General features: G+C 71.0%; 15 protein-coding genes. 6 read left to right on the plus strand and 9 right to left on the minus strand.

Annotated elements, in window-relative coordinates:
• Window positions 1–54: 54 nt before the first annotated feature.
• The 6 genes from purQ to purD form a co-directional block, all read right to left on the minus strand.
• Window positions 55–759 carry a phosphoribosylformylglycinamidine synthase subunit PurQ gene (gene purQ / locus BMH31_RS09365; RefSeq protein ID WP_099724041.1) on the minus strand — a complete coding sequence of 235 codons (705 nt, stop codon included), beginning with the start codon at window positions 757–759 and terminating at the stop codon, window positions 55–57.
• Window positions 759–1,031, minus strand: coding sequence for a phosphoribosylformylglycinamidine synthase subunit PurS (purS, locus tag BMH31_RS09370; RefSeq protein WP_099724040.1), 273 nt, complete (start codon window positions 1,029–1,031; stop codon window positions 759–761). The genes purQ and purS overlap by 1 nt, the downstream gene beginning before the upstream one ends.
• A 64-nt stretch (window positions 1,032–1,095) precedes the next feature.
• Window positions 1,096–1,980 carry a VOC family protein gene (locus tag BMH31_RS09375; protein WP_241898221.1) on the minus strand — a complete coding sequence of 295 codons (885 nt, stop codon included), beginning with the start codon at window positions 1,978–1,980 and terminating at the stop codon, window positions 1,096–1,098.
• Between the two features lie 96 nt (window positions 1,981–2,076).
• Entirely contained in the window at window positions 2,077–2,484 is a 408-nt protein-coding gene (locus BMH31_RS09380) for a VOC family protein (RefSeq protein ID WP_099724039.1), read from the minus strand.
• A 78-nt stretch (window positions 2,485–2,562) separates the two neighbouring features.
• The gene (locus BMH31_RS09385; RefSeq protein ID WP_241898222.1) at window positions 2,563–3,465 is read right to left on the minus strand and encodes a phosphoribosylaminoimidazolesuccinocarboxamide synthase; all 903 of its coding nucleotides are present in this window, start codon (window positions 3,463–3,465) and stop codon (window positions 2,563–2,565) included.
• 13 nt (window positions 3,466–3,478) lie between these two features.
• Window positions 3,479–4,744, minus strand: coding sequence for a phosphoribosylamine--glycine ligase (gene purD / locus BMH31_RS09390; RefSeq protein ID WP_099724037.1), 1,266 nt, complete (start codon window positions 4,742–4,744; stop codon window positions 3,479–3,481).
• 39 nt (window positions 4,745–4,783) lie between these two features.
• Between purD and BMH31_RS09395 the strand changes: the two genes are divergently transcribed.
• From BMH31_RS09395 to tatA, 3 genes are all read left to right on the plus strand, one after another.
• Window positions 4,784–5,155 carry a sterol carrier family protein gene (locus tag BMH31_RS09395; RefSeq protein WP_099724036.1) on the plus strand — a complete coding sequence of 124 codons (372 nt, stop codon included), beginning with the start codon at window positions 4,784–4,786 and terminating at the stop codon, window positions 5,153–5,155.
• Window positions 5,156–5,230: 75 nt separating this feature from the next.
• Window positions 5,231–5,608: a hypothetical protein gene (locus tag BMH31_RS09400; protein WP_099724035.1), complete on the plus strand. Its 378-nt coding sequence runs from the start codon at window positions 5,231–5,233 to the stop codon at window positions 5,606–5,608.
• Window positions 5,609–5,641: 33 nt separating this feature from the next.
• Entirely contained in the window at window positions 5,642–5,878 is a 237-nt protein-coding gene (gene tatA, locus BMH31_RS09405) for a twin-arginine translocase TatA/TatE family subunit (protein WP_099724034.1), read from the plus strand.
• A gap of 77 nt (window positions 5,879–5,955) precedes the next feature.
• Here the strand turns inward: tatA and purF are convergent, their stop codons facing one another.
• Entirely contained in the window at window positions 5,956–7,416 is a 1,461-nt protein-coding gene (purF, locus tag BMH31_RS09410) for an amidophosphoribosyltransferase (protein WP_099724033.1), read from the minus strand.
• A gap of 78 nt (window positions 7,417–7,494) precedes the next feature.
• Here purF and purM point away from each other — a divergent pair, with 78 nt between their 5' ends.
• A complete protein-coding gene (gene purM, locus BMH31_RS09415) occupies window positions 7,495–8,634 on the plus strand; it encodes a phosphoribosylformylglycinamidine cyclo-ligase (RefSeq protein WP_099724032.1) in 1,140 nt (379 codons plus the stop codon).
• A 267-nt stretch (window positions 8,635–8,901) separates the two neighbouring features.
• Here purM and BMH31_RS09420 read toward each other — a convergent pair whose 3' ends face one another.
• A complete protein-coding gene (locus tag BMH31_RS09420; RefSeq protein ID WP_099724031.1) occupies window positions 8,902–9,087 on the minus strand; it encodes a DUF3073 domain-containing protein in 186 nt (61 codons plus the stop codon).
• Between the two features lie 129 nt (window positions 9,088–9,216).
• Here BMH31_RS09420 and BMH31_RS09425 point away from each other — a divergent pair, with 129 nt between their 5' ends.
• The gene (locus BMH31_RS09425; RefSeq protein ID WP_099724030.1) at window positions 9,217–9,861 is read left to right on the plus strand and encodes a hypothetical protein; all 645 of its coding nucleotides are present in this window, start codon (window positions 9,217–9,219) and stop codon (window positions 9,859–9,861) included.
• A gap of 27 nt (window positions 9,862–9,888) precedes the next feature.
• On the opposite strand, the gene BMH31_RS09430 is transcribed toward BMH31_RS09425, so the two are convergent.
• The gene (locus BMH31_RS09430; protein ID WP_099724029.1) at window positions 9,889–11,181 is read right to left on the minus strand and encodes a DUF445 family protein; all 1,293 of its coding nucleotides are present in this window, start codon (window positions 11,179–11,181) and stop codon (window positions 9,889–9,891) included.
• Between the two features lie 60 nt (window positions 11,182–11,241).
• Between BMH31_RS09430 and BMH31_RS09435 the strand changes: the two genes are divergently transcribed.
• Entirely contained in the window at window positions 11,242–15,483 is a 4,242-nt protein-coding gene (locus BMH31_RS09435; RefSeq protein ID WP_099724028.1) for an efflux RND transporter permease subunit, read from the plus strand.
• Window positions 15,484–15,486 lie beyond the last annotated feature (3 nt).

A 15,486-nucleotide genomic window follows, 5' to 3' on the forward strand; every position in this document is an offset into this window, starting at 1 on the left:
GATCCCCGAGGACCCGGCGGGCTTCGTCGTTCGCCGCGGAAGCGCGGGGAGCGGTCAGACCCGCGCCGCGAGTGCGTTCACTGCGCTCGTGAAGAACTTCGCCCCGTCGAGGCCCGAGCGCATCGCCTCGGGCGTATCGGGGCCGAAGCCGGCCTCGACCGCGTGCTCGGGGTGCGGCATGAGGCCGACCACGTTGCCGCGCTCGTTGGTGAGGCCCGCGATGTCGTTGAGCGACCCGTTGGGGTTGACGCCCGCGTAGCGGAACGCGACGAGCCCCTCGCCCTCGATGCGCTTCAGCGTCTCGGCGTCGGCGATGTAGCCGCCGTCGCCGTTCTTCAGCGGGATGGTGATCTCTTCGCCCTGTTCGAACTCGCTCGTCCACGCGGTGCGCGCGTTCTCGACGACGAGCTTCTGGTCGCGGCGGATGAACTGCTGGTGCGCATTGCGGATCAGGCCGCCGGGCAGCAGGTGCGCCTCGACGAGCACCTGGAAGCCGTTGCAGATGCCGAGCACGGGCATGCCTGCATTCGCGGCGGACACGACCTCGGTCATGATGGGCGACACCGCGGCGATCGCGCCGGGGCGCAGGTAGTCGCCGTAGCTGAAGCCGCCGGGCAGCACGATCGCGTCGACGCCCTGCAGGTCGTGATCCGCGTGCCAGAGTGCGACGGCCTCGGCACCGGCGAGGCGGATCGCGCGCTGCGCATCGCGGTCGTCGAGCGAACCGGGGAAGGTGACGACGCCGATACGGGGGGACATCACTGGGCCTCGACCGGAACGGACGCGCCGTCGACGCTGATCGCGACGACGTCCTCGATGACCGCGTTCGAGAGGATCTCGTTCGCGACGGCGCGCACCTCGGCGAGCACCTCGGGGGTGACCTCGCCGTCGACGTTCAGTTCGAACCGCTTGCCGATGCGGACGTCGTGGAAGCGGCCGTGACCGAGACGGTCCAGCGCTCCCGACGTGGCCTTGCCCTGCGGGTCGAGCAGCTCGGCCTTGGGCATGACATCAACAACAATCGTGGGCACCCGGGTCTCCGTCCATCGGCGCTGGCATCGAATCGGCGCGGTCGCGCTCCCGCCAGTCTACCGGCTACTCGGCGCCGGTCACCCGCACGCGCACGCGGTTGCGCCAGGGGTCGAGCACGGTGAGCTCCCGGCCGTCGTACGCGCGGCCGATGCCCTTCGCCGCGAGGCGTTCGGAGAGTGCTCCGATGGCGTCGGCGGTGGGCAGCTCGATGGTCACCTCGCCGAGTCCGAGCGCGGGGGAGCGCTCGCCCGCGCCGCGCGACTCCCACGTGTTCATGCCGAGGTGGTGGTGATATCCGCCGGCCGACACGAAGAGCGCCTGGTCGTGCAGGGTCGCGGTGACGGCGAAGCCGAGGGTATCGACGTAGAAGGCGCGGGCGGAGGCGATATCGCCGACCTTGAGGTGCACGTGGCCGACCGACGCGGGCGTGTCCGCCACCGCCAGGGATCCGGCCTCGGTGAGGTGCTCGTGCAGGTAGCGGTTGGGGTCGAGCGGCAGCGTGCCCATCGTGATCTCACCGCCGTCCGCGATGCTCCAGGTGTCGCGCGGGCGGTCGACGTAGAGCTCCACACCGTTGCCCTCGGGGTCGGCGAAGTAGAAGGCCTCGGACACGAGGTGGTCGCTGGATCCCTGGAACCGGCTCGCGTATCGGCGGGCGACGGAGGCGACGACCGAGGCAAGCTCTGCCGCCGATTCGAAAAGGAACGCCGTGTGGTAGAGCCCGGCAGCGGTCGCCGGGGCGTGGGCGAGCGCGCCGTCCTGGTCGAGCACGAGCACGGGCACGCCGCGGCGTCCGAGGATCGCGGTGCCGCGTTCCTGGGCGAGCACCTGCAAGCCCATCGCTCCGTGGTAGAAGTCGAGCATGCGGTCGAGGTCGGCGACGGCGAGGGTGACCGCGCCCATGCCGGTCGCGTCGGGCAGGAGGTCGATCGGGAGCTGGGCGTTCATGTGCGGCTTTCGGTGCGTGCGGTCCGTCGGGCGGCGGGGTCACTCGAACGAAACACGTGAAGCTTCATGTATATTCCGCGATTCCGAGACACAGGATCACGGCAGCACGTACGCCCCGGACTCGCCGGGGTTGACCGCGATCTCCCAGCGGAACCCGTCGGGATCCCGGAAGTAGCCGGAGTAGCCGCCCCACTCGCGACGCTGCGCGGGCTGCGCCGCGGCGCCGAGCGTCGCCGCGAGCGCGAGTACCGCGTCGGCCTCGGTTTCGGTGGCGACGTTGTGGGCGAGCGTGATCGGTGCGAGCCCCTGGGCCGGGGCCTCGCCGATCTCGGCGGTGAAGCCCTCGACGCTCCAGAGCGAGAGGATCAGGTGCTCGCCGACGGGCAGCATCACCACCTCGTCGTCCTCGAAGATCGGCGACCAGCCGAGGCCGTCGACGTAGAAGGCGCGGCTGCGCGCGACGTCCGCGACCGCCAGGGTGATGAAGCTGACCCGCTGTTCCATGCCGCCAGTGTCGTGGAGGAGCGGCGGCCGTGCAAGCGCTTCGGCCCGGAACGCCGGCCGGGGCTCCGCCTGAGGCCGTCAGGCGGTCTCGGCCGTCAGCCGGTCGAGCAGCTCCTGGTAGCGCTCCCGGGTGCGCTCGACGATCTCGGCGGGGAGCACGGGCGGCTCGCCCTGCTTGTCCCAGTTCGCCGCGAGCCAGTCCCGCACGATCTGCTTGTCGAAGCTCGCCAGGCGGCCGGGGCCGCCCGCGGCGTAGGCCCCGCCGTCCCAGTAGCGCGACGAGTCGCTCGTGAGCACCTCGTCGGCGAGCACCAGCTCGCCGGTGACGGGATCGATACCGAACTCGAACTTCGTGTCGGCGAGGATCACGCCGCGTTCGGCGGCGAGCTCGCGCGCCGCTGCGAAGATCGTGAGCGAGGCGTCGCGCAGCGCCGCCGCCGCTTCGGCTCCGACCAGGTCGACCGAGCGCTCGTAGGTGATGTTCTCGTCGTGCTCGCCGAGCGGCGCCTTGTAGGCGGGGGTGTAGATCGGCTCGGGCAGCAGGTCGCCGTCGGCGATCCCCGCGGGCAGCTCGATGCCGCACACCGCCCCCGTGCGCTGGTACTCGGCGTAGCCGGATCCGGTGAGCGCGCCGCGCACGACGCACTCGATGGGGTGCATCTCGAGCCGGCGGCTCACGATCGCCCGGTCGGCGACCTCGGCGGGCACGGGCGGGACGCCCGCGGTGCCGACCGGCACGAGGTGGTTGGGCAGATCGATCCGGTCGAACCACCAGTTCGAGAGCTCGGTGAGCAGCGCGCCCTTGCCGGGGATCTCGGGATCGAGCACGTGGTCGAAGGCGCTGACCCGGTTGCTCGCCACCACCAGCAGGACGGGCGAGTCGTCGCGGGCCCGCCCCTCGGGCACGTACAGGTCGCGGACCTTGCCCGAGTAGACGTGGGTCCACCCGGCGAGCTCGAGCGGTGCGGGGAGCTGGGTCACGGGATCCTCCTGGTCAGTTCGCGACGCGCGCGGCGATGTCGGTGCGGTGCTGGCCGCCTTCGAGTCCGATGCGGTCGACCGCGTCATAGGCGCGAGCACGGGCCGCGGCGAAGTCCTCGCCGCGCGCGACGACGCCGAGCACGCGGCCGCCGGTCGCGATCCAGCCGCCGTCGTCGGTGCGCTCGGTGGCCGCGTGCACGAGGTGCACGCCGGGCACCTCGGCGGCCGAGTCGAGTCCGGTCAGCTCGCGACCGGTGACGACGTCGCCCGGGTAGCCCTCGCTCGCGACCACGACGATCACAGCGGGCTCGTCGGAGAACTCGGGGGCCGGCAGCTCGGCGAGGGCGCCCTGCGCTGAGGCGAGCAGGTACCGGCTCAGCGGCGACTCGAGACGGGCGAGCACGACCTGCGTCTCGGGATCGCCGAAGCGCGCGTTGAACTCGATGACGCGCACGCCCTTCGACGTCACGATGAGGCCGCAGTAGAGCAAGCCCGAGAACGGGGTGCCCTCGGCCTCGAGCTGGCGCACGGTGGGCAGCGCGACGGTGCGGGTGATCTCCTCGACGAACGCGTCGACCCCGCCCGGCAGCCACGGCAGCGGCGTGTAGGCGCCCATGCCGCCGGTGTTCGGACCGGCGTCGCCGTCGAAGATGCGCTTGTAATCCTGAGCCGGAGTGAGCGGCAGCACGTCGTGGCCGTCGGCGAAAAAGAAGAGCGAGACCTCCTGGCCGTCGAGGAACTCCTCGATCAGCACCTCGCCGTGCGGCGCCCAGGTGGCGACGTGGTCGAGCGCGGCGGCGCGATCCTCGGTCACCAGGACGCCCTTGCCCGCGGCGAGGCCGTCGGCCTTCACCACGTAGGGTGCGCCGAACTCGTCGAGCACGGGGCCGGCCTCTTCGACCGACGCGACGCGGGCCGCGCGGCCGGTGGGCACGCCCGCTTCGTCCATGATCCGCTTCGCGAACGCCTTGGAGCCTTCGAGCTGCGCGGCGGCGGCGTCGGGGCCGAACACCGGCACGCCAGCGGCGCGGAGCGGATCCGCGACGCCCGCGACCAGCGGAGCCTCGGGGCCGACCACGACGAGGTCGAAGCCGCGATCCCGCACGAAGGCCGCGACGGCCTCGGGGTCGGTGTACGCGAGCTCGGGCGTCTCTACGCCCTCCGCCGCGATACCGGCGTTGCCGGGAGCGCAGACGATCTCGTGCTCTGCCGCTTCGGCGAGCAGGGCGCGGACGATGGCGTGTTCGCGGGCACCCGGGCCCAGCACGAGGATCTTCACCGCTCCAGAGTAGCGGGAGCCGGCTCTAGAGTGGATCGCATGGCGAAGCGCAGGATCGGGGACGGCGACGGGCGCGCGGCGGTGCGCGCGGTGCTCGAGGGCGCGACGGATCGGAGCAACCGTGCCACCGCAGTGCGTTTCCTGCTGGAGGAGCTCGCCGAGCGGGCCCCGGGCAACGCCGTCGAGGTGCGGGTGCCGCCGTTCGGCGCCGTGCAGTGCGTCGCCGGCCCGAAGCACACGCGCGGCACGCCGCCGAGCGTCATCGAGACCGATCCCGAGACCTGGATCGCGCTCGGCACGGGCGGACTCGCCTGGGAGGACGCGCTCGGCAGCACCCGGGTCATCGCCTCGGGCCTGCGCACCGACCTCGCGCCGCTGCTCCCGCTGATCCGGCCGACCTGGCTCGGGTGAGCGGGCCTGCCGTCCGGCGGCCGCCGCCCGGCGGCACCAGATCCGGTTCACAGGCGAACCTGAGACAATGAGGGTATGAGTACCGCCGATGCCGTGATCCCCGAGTCCGCCGACTCGGCCCAGTCGACCGCGCCCGAGGGCGCCGAGGCGGCGGCCCCGGGCGCCACGGTCACCGAGGTCGAGGTGGGCGTGCGCCGCTCGGTCCGTTACGGCCGCGTCGTCGTCGGTTTCGCGATCCTGGGCGGCCTCGTGAGCGCGATCGCCTGCCTGTTCCTCCCCATCCAGAACAACCCCGCGGTGGGGGAGTACTCGATGGTGCAGGTCGCCGGGTTCACCGGCATGATCGGGGCGGGCATCGGCCTGATGCTCGGCGGGATCCTCGCCGTGATCCTCGGCGCCGTCGCACGTCGGCGAACCGGTTCTGCCACGGCAGAGCTGACTGACGTACGATAGACACAGACCTCGACTCGATCGGAGCGACCCCACATGCTTGGCAACCTGAGCGGATGGCACTTCGTCATCATCCTCTTCATCATCCTGCTGCTCTTCGGCGCGCCGAAGCTGCCGGCGCTCGCCAAGAGCCTGGGCCAGTCCGCACGCATCCTCCGCAAGGAGGTCTCGAACGACGCCGACAAGCCGGCCGAGGGCGCGGACGTCGATCCGGCGGTCAAGTCGGAGGCGGCGAAGGCCGATCCGGCGAAGACGGATCCCGAGAAGCCGTAGCGGCTCCCACGAACGGCGAAAGCGGGCGATCACCTCGGTGATCGCCCGCTTTCTCGTGTTTCGGGGAGGGGCCGCGACTAGCTGGTCTGGCTCGACTCCACCCAAGTGAGGTACTCCTCGTCGACGTCGCCGGCGATGTACTCGCCCGTGAAGCAGCTCTGCTCGAGCCGGGTGACGTGATCCTGGCCGGCCATGATGGCGCGGTCCATGCCCTCGACGGTCTGGTAGATGAGGTGGTCGGCGCCGAGCTCGGCGGCGATCTCCTCGGTGGTGCGGCCGTGCGCGATGAGCTCGGCGCGGGTCGGCATGTTGATGCCGTAGACGTGGGGGAACAGCACCGGGGGAGCTGCGGATGCGAAGGTGACCGACTTCGCGCCGGCGGCGCGCGCCATCTCGACGATCTCGCGCGAGGTGGTGCCGCGCACGATCGAGTCGTCGACGAGCAGCACGTTCTTGCCGCGGAACTCGGCATGCATGGCGTTCAGCTTCTGCCGGACGCTGCGCTTGCGCACGGCCTGCCCGGGCATGATGAACGTGCGTCCGACGTAGTGGTTCTTGAAGAAGCCCTCGCGGTAGGGCACGCCGAGGCGCTGCGCGAGCTGCATGGCGCTCGGCCGGCCCGAGTCGGGGATCGGCATGACGACGTCGATATCGAGGTCGGGGAGTTCGGCGCGGACCTGGACGGCGAGCTCGTCGCCGAGGCGCAGGCGGGCCTCGTAGACCGAGATGCCGCTGAGCACGGAGTCGGGACGCGCGAGATAGATGTACTCGAAGGCGCAGGGCACGAGCTCGGGGTTCTGCGCGCACTGGCGCGACGACATCGTGCCGTCGGGCGAGATGAGGATCGCTTCGCCGGGCTCGACGTCGCGCACGACCTCGTAGCCGCCGGACTCGAGCACGAGCGACTCGGAGGCGACGATCCAGTCGTCGCCCTGGTCGGTCGACCGGCGACCGAGCACGAGCGGGCGGATCCCGAAGGGGTCGCGGAAGGCGAGCAGGCCGTGCCCGGCGATCATCGAGATCACCGAGTAGGAGCCCTCGATCCTGCGGTGCACGCGCGCGACCGCGTCGAACACCTGGTCGATGCCGAGCGACGAGAGCCCGCGGATGCCCGACTGGAGCTCGTTGGCGAGCACGTTGAGCAGCAGCTCGGTGTCGGAGTGGGTGTTGAGGTGACGGCGATCGACGTTGTAGAGCTCGGCGGTGAGCTCGCGCGTGTTCGTCAGGTTGCCGTTGTGCACGAGGATGATGCCGTAGGGCGCGTTCACGTAGAACGGCTGCGCCTCTTCCTCGCGGTGGGCGTCGCCGCGCGTCGCGTAGCGCACGTGCCCGAGGCCGACGTTGCCGGCGAGGCTGCGCATGTCGCGGGTGCGGTACGCCTCGCGCACCTGGCCGCGGGCCTTGACCATGTGGAACTGGTCGCCCTCGGCGGTGGCGATGCCCGTCGAGTCCTGGCCGCGATGCTGCAGCAGCAGGAGGCTGTCATAGATCTGCTGGTTGACGGGATCCGATGAGACGATGCCGACGATGCCACACATGCTGCGTGTGTTCCCCTAACGAGACGGGCGGGAGGCCACGAAAACGAGACTCCGACCAGTCTCCCACATCCGGCCTGGATGGCGACCACGACCGGGTACGCTGGCAGGGTGAGCGAGAACTCGTCGATCTATGCCCAGTCCGGAGTCGATACTGCTGCGGGTGACCTCGCCGTCGAACTGATGAAGTCCGCCGTGGCGCGGACCCACGGTCCCGAGGTGATCGGCGGGGTCGGCGGATTCGCCGGCCTGTTCGACGCGTCGGCGCTGAAGGAGTACCGCCGCCCGCTGCTCGCGAGCGCGACCGACGGCGTCGGCACCAAGGTCGCGATCGCCCAGGCGATGGACATCCACCACACCATCGGCCAGGATCTCGTCGCGATGATCGTCGACGACATCGTGGTGGTCGGCGCGAAGCCGCTCGCCATGACCGACTACATCGCCTGCGGCAAGGTCGTGCCGCAGCGGATCGCTGACATCGTGCGCGGCATCGCCGAGGCCTGCGAGGCGACCGGCACCGCGCTGGTGGGCGGCGAGACCGCCGAGCACCCCGGACTGCTGGGCGTCGACGACTACGACGTGGCCGGCGCGGCCGTCGGCGTAGTCGAGGCCGACCGCGTGCTCGGTCCCGAGCGCGTCGCCGACGGCGACGTCGTGCTCGCGATGGGCGCGTCCGGTCTGCACTCCAACGGCTTCTCGCTCGTGCGCCACATCCTCGCCGAGCGCGGCATCGGCTACGCCGATCACAGTGCCGAGCTCGGCTCGAGCTACGGCGAGGCGCTGCTCGTGCCGACCGCGCTCTACACCTCGCCGCTGCTCAGCGCGATCGAGGATCCCGAGCTCGACGGCGCGATCCACGCGCTCAGCCACGTCACCGGCGGCGGCATCGCGGCGAACCTCGCCCGCGTGCTGCCGGTCGGGTCCTGGACCGAGGTCGACCGCGCCAGCTGGTCGCCGCTGCCCGTGTTCCGCCACCTCGCCGATCTCGGCGGGCACTCGCTCGAGTCGGTCGAGGGTGCCTGGAACCTCGGCATCGGCATGTTCGCCGTGGTCGAGGCCGCGCGCGCCGAGCGGGTCGCCGAGCGGCTGCGCGCCGCAGGCCTCACGGTCTGGCAGACGGGCACCGTCTCGACCTCGGCCCGCGACTTCGACGGTTTCGAGCAGGGGGCCAAGGGTGTCGACGGCGGCGCCGTGCGCCTCACCGGAGCGTTCGCCGCATAACCCACGAGCCCGGATGCTCCGCGAGCGCGGGGCCGCACCGCAGCGGGCGGGCACTGACCGGTTCGGTGCCCGCCCGCTGCGGTGTCGGCCTGCTGCAGTGTCGGGCCTCTGCGCGTCCGCCGCACCGCACCGGAATCGGTCGGTGCCCGGACAGCAAGAAGACCGTGCGATCACGAACGTCGGGGACGCGATCGCACGGTCTCGTGCATGAGAAACGCCGAACGCCCCGTCGCGCGGGGCGTTCGGCTCAGAGGGTGAGGACCTGCCTCACTTCCCCTCTTCGTCGCCGGAGTCGTCGTTGTACTTGTCAGCGTATTCGGCCCACGCATCTTCGTCCGAATGCTGCCCCGCCGCGAGCTCCCGCTCCAGCTGAGACAGGTCGGTGTTGGGGCTGAAATACTTCAGCTCCCGTGCGACCTTGGTGTGCTTTGCCTTTTGACGGCCGCGCCCCATGCGTGACCCCCTTACACATTCGGGCCCCGCGAAAGAATGTTCCGCGAGGCATGGACCTGACAATATCGACGTATGGGCGCAAGCTTATCACGGTCCGCTTCCCCCACGCCCGCGAGCTAGCATGATCGCGTGAGTGCAACCCAGCCCAGACGACGCCCGGCTCGAGCGATCCTGATCGCCGTGCTCGTCGTCGCCGTCGTCGTGCTCGTCGCCGTGGTCGCGATCCTCGTCCCGATCCTGACCCACCAGAGCGCCGGAGGCTCTGGGCAGGCCGTCCCGCAGGGCTTCGCGAGCGAGTCGAGCGCCACGGGCGCCGACGGTCGCACGCGCACGATCGAGGTGCGCACACCCGAGGGGAAGCCCGCGGATCTCGCGCGAGTCGCGCCGGGAAGCGAGCTCGTGGTGACGGGCACCGGCTTCGATGCATCGATCGGCATATACGTCGGCGTGTGCGCGATCCCGGCCGAACCGGGACGCAAGCCGTCGCCGTGCCTCGGCGGGATCCCGAAGGGGGCCGAGGAGGGGAAGGCGGCGAAGGAGGGCGCGCAGCCGAGCGTCTGGATCACCGACGACTGGGCCTGGAAGGCGTTCGCGAGCCACGGCTACGCCGACGCAGCGAAGGGGGCGTTCACCGCCCGCGTGCTCGTGCCGGAGGCGAGCTCGGACGGCCTCGATTGCCGCAAGGTGGCCTGCGCCATCACCACGCGAGCCGATCACACCGCGGCGCAGGATCGGGTGCAGGACATGCAGCTCCCGATCGCCTTCGCGCAGTAGCGCGGAACGGGCCGCGGCCCGGCGGGCTCAGCTCACGAGCGGGGCGATGACGAGGGTCGCGATCGTGTAGATCGCGAGGCCGGCGAGCGAACCGACCACGGTGCCGTTGATCCGGATGAACTGCAGGTCCTTGCCGACCTGGAGCTCGATCTTCTCGGCGGCTTCGCTCGCGTCCCATCGCTGGACCGTCTCGGTGACGACGCTCGCGATCTCGTGGCGCGAGCGCCGGACGACGTGCTCGACCGCGTTCATCACCCAGACGTCGATCTTGTACTGCAGCGTGGCGTCCTCGAGGAGGCGACGGCCGAAGTCCTGCATCGCCGAGACCAGACGGGTGCGCAGCTCGCTCGAGGGATCCGCGAGCATCTCGACGAGCGCGGCGCGGGCGGAGGCCCAGGTGCTCGCGGCGAGGGCGCGGATGCGGGGGCTGTCGAAGATCTCGTGCTTCAGCGCTTCGAGCTGATCCTGCAGCTCGGCCTTCTGCCCGAGATCCCGCGCGAGGTCGTGCAGGAACCCGTTCGCCGCCGCGCGGAACGGGTGCGAGCGATCCCTCGCCACGTTCTGCACGAAACGCACGGCCTCGGCGTGCAGGCGGTTGTCGACGAAGCGGTCGACGATGCTCGGAACCCAGCTGGGAAGACGGGAGGAGACCACTCGGTCGAAGGCCTCGGGATGGGCGACGAGCCAGTTCTCCAGGTGATCCGCCGCGATATCGATGAGCGACTCGTGATGGCCCGCGTCGAGCACCGTCTCGAGGCCGTGGCCGACGGTGGGCCCCCACTTCGGATCGATGACGTGCTTGCGCACGAGCCCCTCGATGAGGTCCTGCACATCGCGATCGTCGAGCACCGTGAGCGCGGCGGTGCCGGCCTCCGACAGGATCGCGCCCGCGCGCTCGGCGTTGCCGGGGTCGCGCAGCCACTCGCCGGCCATGCGCGCACCGCTGATCTCGGAGAGCTTGGCGTGGACGACGTCGTCCGCGAGGAAGTTCTCCTCGATGAAGGATCCCAGCCCCTCGCCGATCTCGTCCTTCTTGTTCGAGATCAGATTGGTGTGGGGGATCCGGAGCCCGAGCGGGTGCCGGAACAGCGCGGTCACGGCGAACCAGTCGGCCAGTGCGCCGACCATGCCGCCCTCGCTGGCGGCGCGCACGTAGCCCAGCCAGGGGAACCGCTGCTGCAGGGCGAACGAGACGACGAAGACCACGCCCATCGCGATGAGGAGCCCCAGCGCGATGGCCTGCATACGCCTCAGCTGCGCCAGGCGCTCGAAGTCCGCTGGGGTGACGGCACCGAGGGTGCGGCGGGTGCGAAACGGCATTGCAGCATTATCCACCCGCGCGGGGCCGCCGTGTCACCCGCGCATGGAAGAATGAGGCCCATGCATCTCCTCACCAGGCTCAGCCTGAAGAACCGCGCGCTCATCGCACTCGTCACGGTGGTCGCCGCGGTCTTCGGAGTGATCAGCATCGGCTCCCTCAAGCAGGAGCTCATGCCCTCGGTCGAATACCCGGCGGTGGCGGTCATCACCAGCTACCCGGGCGCCTCCCCCGAGGTGGTGAGCAACGACGTCTCGGGTCCGATCGAGACCGCGCTCAAGAGCGTGCCGAACCTCGAGCACACCACGGCGACCTCGTCGACGGGGGCTTCGACCGTGGTCGCGCAGTTCACCTACGGCGTCGACACCGCCGCCACGCAGCAGAAGGTGGAGCGGGCCATCAGCCGGCTCTCGAAGGTGCTGCCGAAGGACGTCGACCCGCAGGTCATGTCGGGCAGCATCGACGACTTCCCGGTCGTGCAGATCGCCGTGACTCCGCCCTCGGGCGGCGACGCCGAGACCACGGCGAAGGCGGTCGAGCGACTCGCGGTCCCCAAGATCAAGGACCTCACGGGCGTGCGCGACGCCCAGCTGGTCGGCGCCCGCGGCGACCGGGTCACCGTGACCCCCGATCTCGCGAAGCTGGGCGAGGAGGCGCTGACCGCGCAGTCGATCACCGATGCGCTGCAGCAGAACGGCGTGCTCGTCGCCGCCGGAACGGTGACCGACGGCGACCGCACGCTCGCGGTGCAGGCCGGATCCAAAATCTCCAGCGTCGAGGACATCAAGGCGCTGCCGCTCGTGCGCAGCCCCGAGCTGCTCGCGGCGAAGGCGCAGCAGCAGGCCGCGCAGCAGCAGGCTCCGCGCCCGGGTCAGCAGCAGGAGCAGGGTGCCGCCGCGCAGGGCCAGGGGCAGGACGCCGCGCAGGGGCAGAGCCAGGCCGCGGCGGAGCCGCTGCCCACGATCACCATCGGCGACGTGGCCAAGGTCGCGCTCGAACCGAACCCCGCGCAGGGCATCTCCCGCGTCGACGGCAAGCCGGCCATCACCATCGGGGTCACCAAGATCTCCTCTGCCAACACGGTCGACGTCTCGAAGGCCGTGCACGACGAACTGCCCAAGCTCGAGAAGGAGCTCGACGGCGCCAAGCTGACGGTCGTCTTCGACCAGGCGCCCTACGTGGAGCGCTCGATCCACTCGCTCACCACCGAAGGACTGCTCGGACTCGGTTTCGCGATCATCGTGATCCTGGTGTTCCTGCTCTCGGTGCGGGCGACCATCGTCACCGCCATCTCCATCCCGACCTCGGTGCTGCTCACCTTCATCGGGCTCAACTTCGCCGACTACACGCTGAACATGCTGACGCTCGGCGCGCTGACCATCTCGATCGGTCGCGTGGTCGACGACTCGATCGTCGTCATCGAGAACATCAAGCGGCATCTCTCGCATCCGGGCGTCACCGACCGGGGACACGCGATCGTCGCGGCGGTGCGCGAGGTCGCGGGCGCCATCACGGCGTCGACGGCCACCACCGTCGCGGTGTTCCTGCCGCTCGCCTTCGTCAGCGGCATGGTGGGCGAGCTGTTCCGTCCGTTCGCGTTCACGGTGACCATCGCGCTCATCGCCTCGCTGCTCGTCTCGCTCACCATCGTGCCGGTGCTGGCCTACTGGTTCATCCGGGTGAAGCACGCCCCGGCCCACGCGGCGGGCAACACGGCGCTCGCGGCCGAGCACTCGGGGCCGGCAATCGACGACGAGCCCGAGAACGCGATGCAGCGCGGGTACCGACCGATCATCGGGTGGACGCTGGCTCACCCCATCATCACGCTCGGCGTCGCCGTCGCGATCTTCGCGGGGACCATGGCGGCTGCGCCGCTCATGAAGACGAACTTCATCGGGTCGGACGAGCAGAATTCCGTCGGCCTCACCCAGACCCTCGCGCCGGGCACGAGCCTCGACGCGCAGCTGAAACAGGCCGAGCGCGTCGAAGCCGAGCTCAAGAAGATCTCGGACGTGGAGACCGTTCAGGTCACCATCGGCAGCTCGGGCGGCGCGGCCGCGATGTTCGGCGGCGGCGGGAGCGACGGCAGCGTGACCTACGCCATCACGACGCGCGAGGACGCCGACCAGGCCAAGGTGCAGGATCGGATCCGCACGGCCGTCGACGGCCTGAAAGACGCAGGCGACTTCTCGATCGGGCAGTCGGGCGGCGGCATCACCCAGTCGAGCGCCATCGAGGTGCAGGTCACCGCCCCCGACCAGAAGACCCTGGTCTCCGCGAGCGAGGCCATGGTCGCCGAGCTCAAGAAGCAGAAGGGTCTGATCCAGGTCGAGAGCGATCTCGGTCAGTCGCGCCCCTACCTGCGTGTGGTCGTCGATCGCGACAAAGCCACCCAGGCCGGCCTCAGCGAGGCCGCGGTCGCGGGCATGGTCGCGCAGCGCATGCAGCCGGCGCAGATCGGCCAGGTCGTGCTCGACTCCACCACCACCTCCGTCTACCTGTCGCTCGGCACGGCTCCCGCCAACGAAGCCGCGGTCAAGGCGCTGCCCGTGCAGACCCAGACGGGCGAGGTCCGCCTCGACAGCCTCGCGACCGTCACGGTCGCCGACGGTCCGGTCTCGGTGAAGAGCGAGGACGGCGCGCGCATCGTCACCGTGTCGGCGCTGCCGAAGGGCGACGACCTCACCGCCGCGGGCACCCAGGTCAACCGGGCCCTCGACTCGGTCAAGCTGCCCAGCGGGGCGAGCGCGCAGATCGGCGGTGTCATGTCGCAGCAGGGCGAGGCCTTCGGGCAGCTCGGCCTCGCGCTGCTCGCCGCGATCCTCATCGTCTACGTGGTCATGGTCGCGACCTTCCGCAGCCTGCTGCAGCCGCTGCTGCTGCTCATCTCGGTGCCGTTCGCGGCGACCGGCGCGATCCTGCTCCTCATCCTCTCGGGCATCCCGCTCGGCGTGGCCTCGCTCATCGGCGTGCTCATGCTCGTGGGCATCGTCGTGACCAACGCGATCGTGCTCATCGACCTCGTGAACCAGTTGCGCGACCGGGGCGAGAGCCTGCACCACGCGGTCATGCACGGCGCCTCCCTGCGTCTGCGCCCCATCGTCATGACGGCGCTCGCGACCATCCTGGCGCTCGTCCCCATGGGGCTCGGAATCACGGGATCCGGCGGGTTCATCTCGCAGCCGCTCGCGGTCGTGGTGATCGGCGGCCTGCTCTCATCAACCGTGCTGACCCTCGTCGTGCTGCCCACGCTCTACTACGCGGTCGAGCACGGGCGCGAGCGACGCAAGGAGCGCCGTGCCGGGCGCCGTGCGGGCGGCGGACGCCGTCCGAAGCCCGGCGGCGGTGCCGGTGCTGCTGCGTCTGCGGCAGCCGTCGGCGCCCCCGCGCTCGCGATGGCGGGTGCCGGTGCGGTCGAATCGGACGCGGCGGACCCGGACGCGCTCGGCGCGGACGCGGCGGTCGTGACCGACGGGCTCGCGTCGTCGGCGGTGGCGGCGCCGGTCTCGGCGATCGAGCACGTGGCCGAGGACTCCGTCGCACCCGAGCTGCCTCCGCTGGCCGAGCAGATCGACGAGGACTCCTCGGGAGTTCCGGATACCCGTGAAACATCGGAGGTCTCGGAGGCCGCGGAGGTTCCGGGGGCGGCGCTCGATGCGGCCCCGTTCGTGCCGGCGCCGGGGGAGTCCGCACCGCTCGAGCCGCTGGCCGAGACCGCGATCCTGCCGATCCCGGTGACCGCGACCATCCCGCCTGAGCCTGAGCTGGAGCCGGAAGCAGAGGCACCTGCCGCTGCACCCGAGTCGGGCGTCGATCCCAGCGGATCCGACGAGCACCCCGATCAGGGCGCCGAGGCCGAGGTCTCGCCGGAGCTCTCCGCACTGCTCGGGCGTCTGGGACTGCCCCTCGACACCGAGGCCGGGCCGACCGACCCGGCGCCCGCGGCCGGGGAAGGCACTGTGGAGGACGCAGCCGGGGCGGAGCGCGAGACTGCCGGGGTCACCTGGGAGGACCTGCCGTCGGCGCTCCCCGAGGCCCGCATCGAGCCCGAGCCCGAGCCCGAGCCCGAGCCGGAGCCCGAGCCCACGCCGGAGCCCGAATCGGAGCCGAAGCCGGAGCCCGCAGCTCCGGCACTCGATCCCATCGAGCTGCCCGCCGTACCTGAGCAGGATCCCGCGAAGCCGGCCCCGCCGGTCACGGGCGAGCTCGACTGGGCCGAGCTCATGTGGCAGGCCACCCACGACGCCGAATCCGACGGCGACCAGCACGACGGTCCGGGCTCCGGCCCCGCCGCCCAGCGATAGGCA

The sequence above is a fragment of the Leucobacter sp. OLIS6 genome, assembly GCF_002752355.1.
In the GTDB taxonomy this organism is placed as follows: domain Bacteria; phylum Actinomycetota; class Actinomycetes; order Actinomycetales; family Microbacteriaceae; genus Leucobacter.

Coding starts and splice junctions, on each gene's coding strand:
- purM (WP_099724032.1), top strand. CDS start 7,495: ATGGCGACCACGACCGGGTACGCTGGCAGGGTGAGCGAGAACTCGTCG.
- BMH31_RS09430 (WP_099724029.1), bottom strand. CDS start 11,181: ATGCCGTTTCGCACCCGCCGCACCCTCGGTGCCGTCACCCCAGCGGAC.
- BMH31_RS09380 (WP_099724039.1), bottom strand. CDS start 2,484: ATGGAACAGCGGGTCAGCTTCATCACCCTGGCGGTCGCGGACGTCGCG.
- BMH31_RS09395 (WP_099724036.1), top strand. CDS start 4,784: ATGGCGAAGCGCAGGATCGGGGACGGCGACGGGCGCGCGGCGGTGCGC.
- purQ (WP_099724041.1), bottom strand. CDS start 759: ATGTCCCCCCGTATCGGCGTCGTCACCTTCCCCGGTTCGCTCGACGAC.
- BMH31_RS09435 (WP_099724028.1), top strand. CDS start 11,242: ATGCATCTCCTCACCAGGCTCAGCCTGAAGAACCGCGCGCTCATCGCA.
- BMH31_RS09400 (WP_099724035.1), top strand. CDS start 5,231: ATGAGTACCGCCGATGCCGTGATCCCCGAGTCCGCCGACTCGGCCCAG.
- BMH31_RS09420 (WP_099724031.1), bottom strand. CDS start 9,087: ATGGGGCGCGGCCGTCAAAAGGCAAAGCACACCAAGGTCGCACGGGAG.
- tatA (WP_099724034.1), top strand. CDS start 5,642: ATGCTTGGCAACCTGAGCGGATGGCACTTCGTCATCATCCTCTTCATC.
- purF (WP_099724033.1), bottom strand. CDS start 7,416: ATGTGTGGCATCGTCGGCATCGTCTCATCGGATCCCGTCAACCAGCAG.
- BMH31_RS09375 (WP_241898221.1), bottom strand. CDS start 1,980: ATGAACGCCCAGCTCCCGATCGACCTCCTGCCCGACGCGACCGGCATG.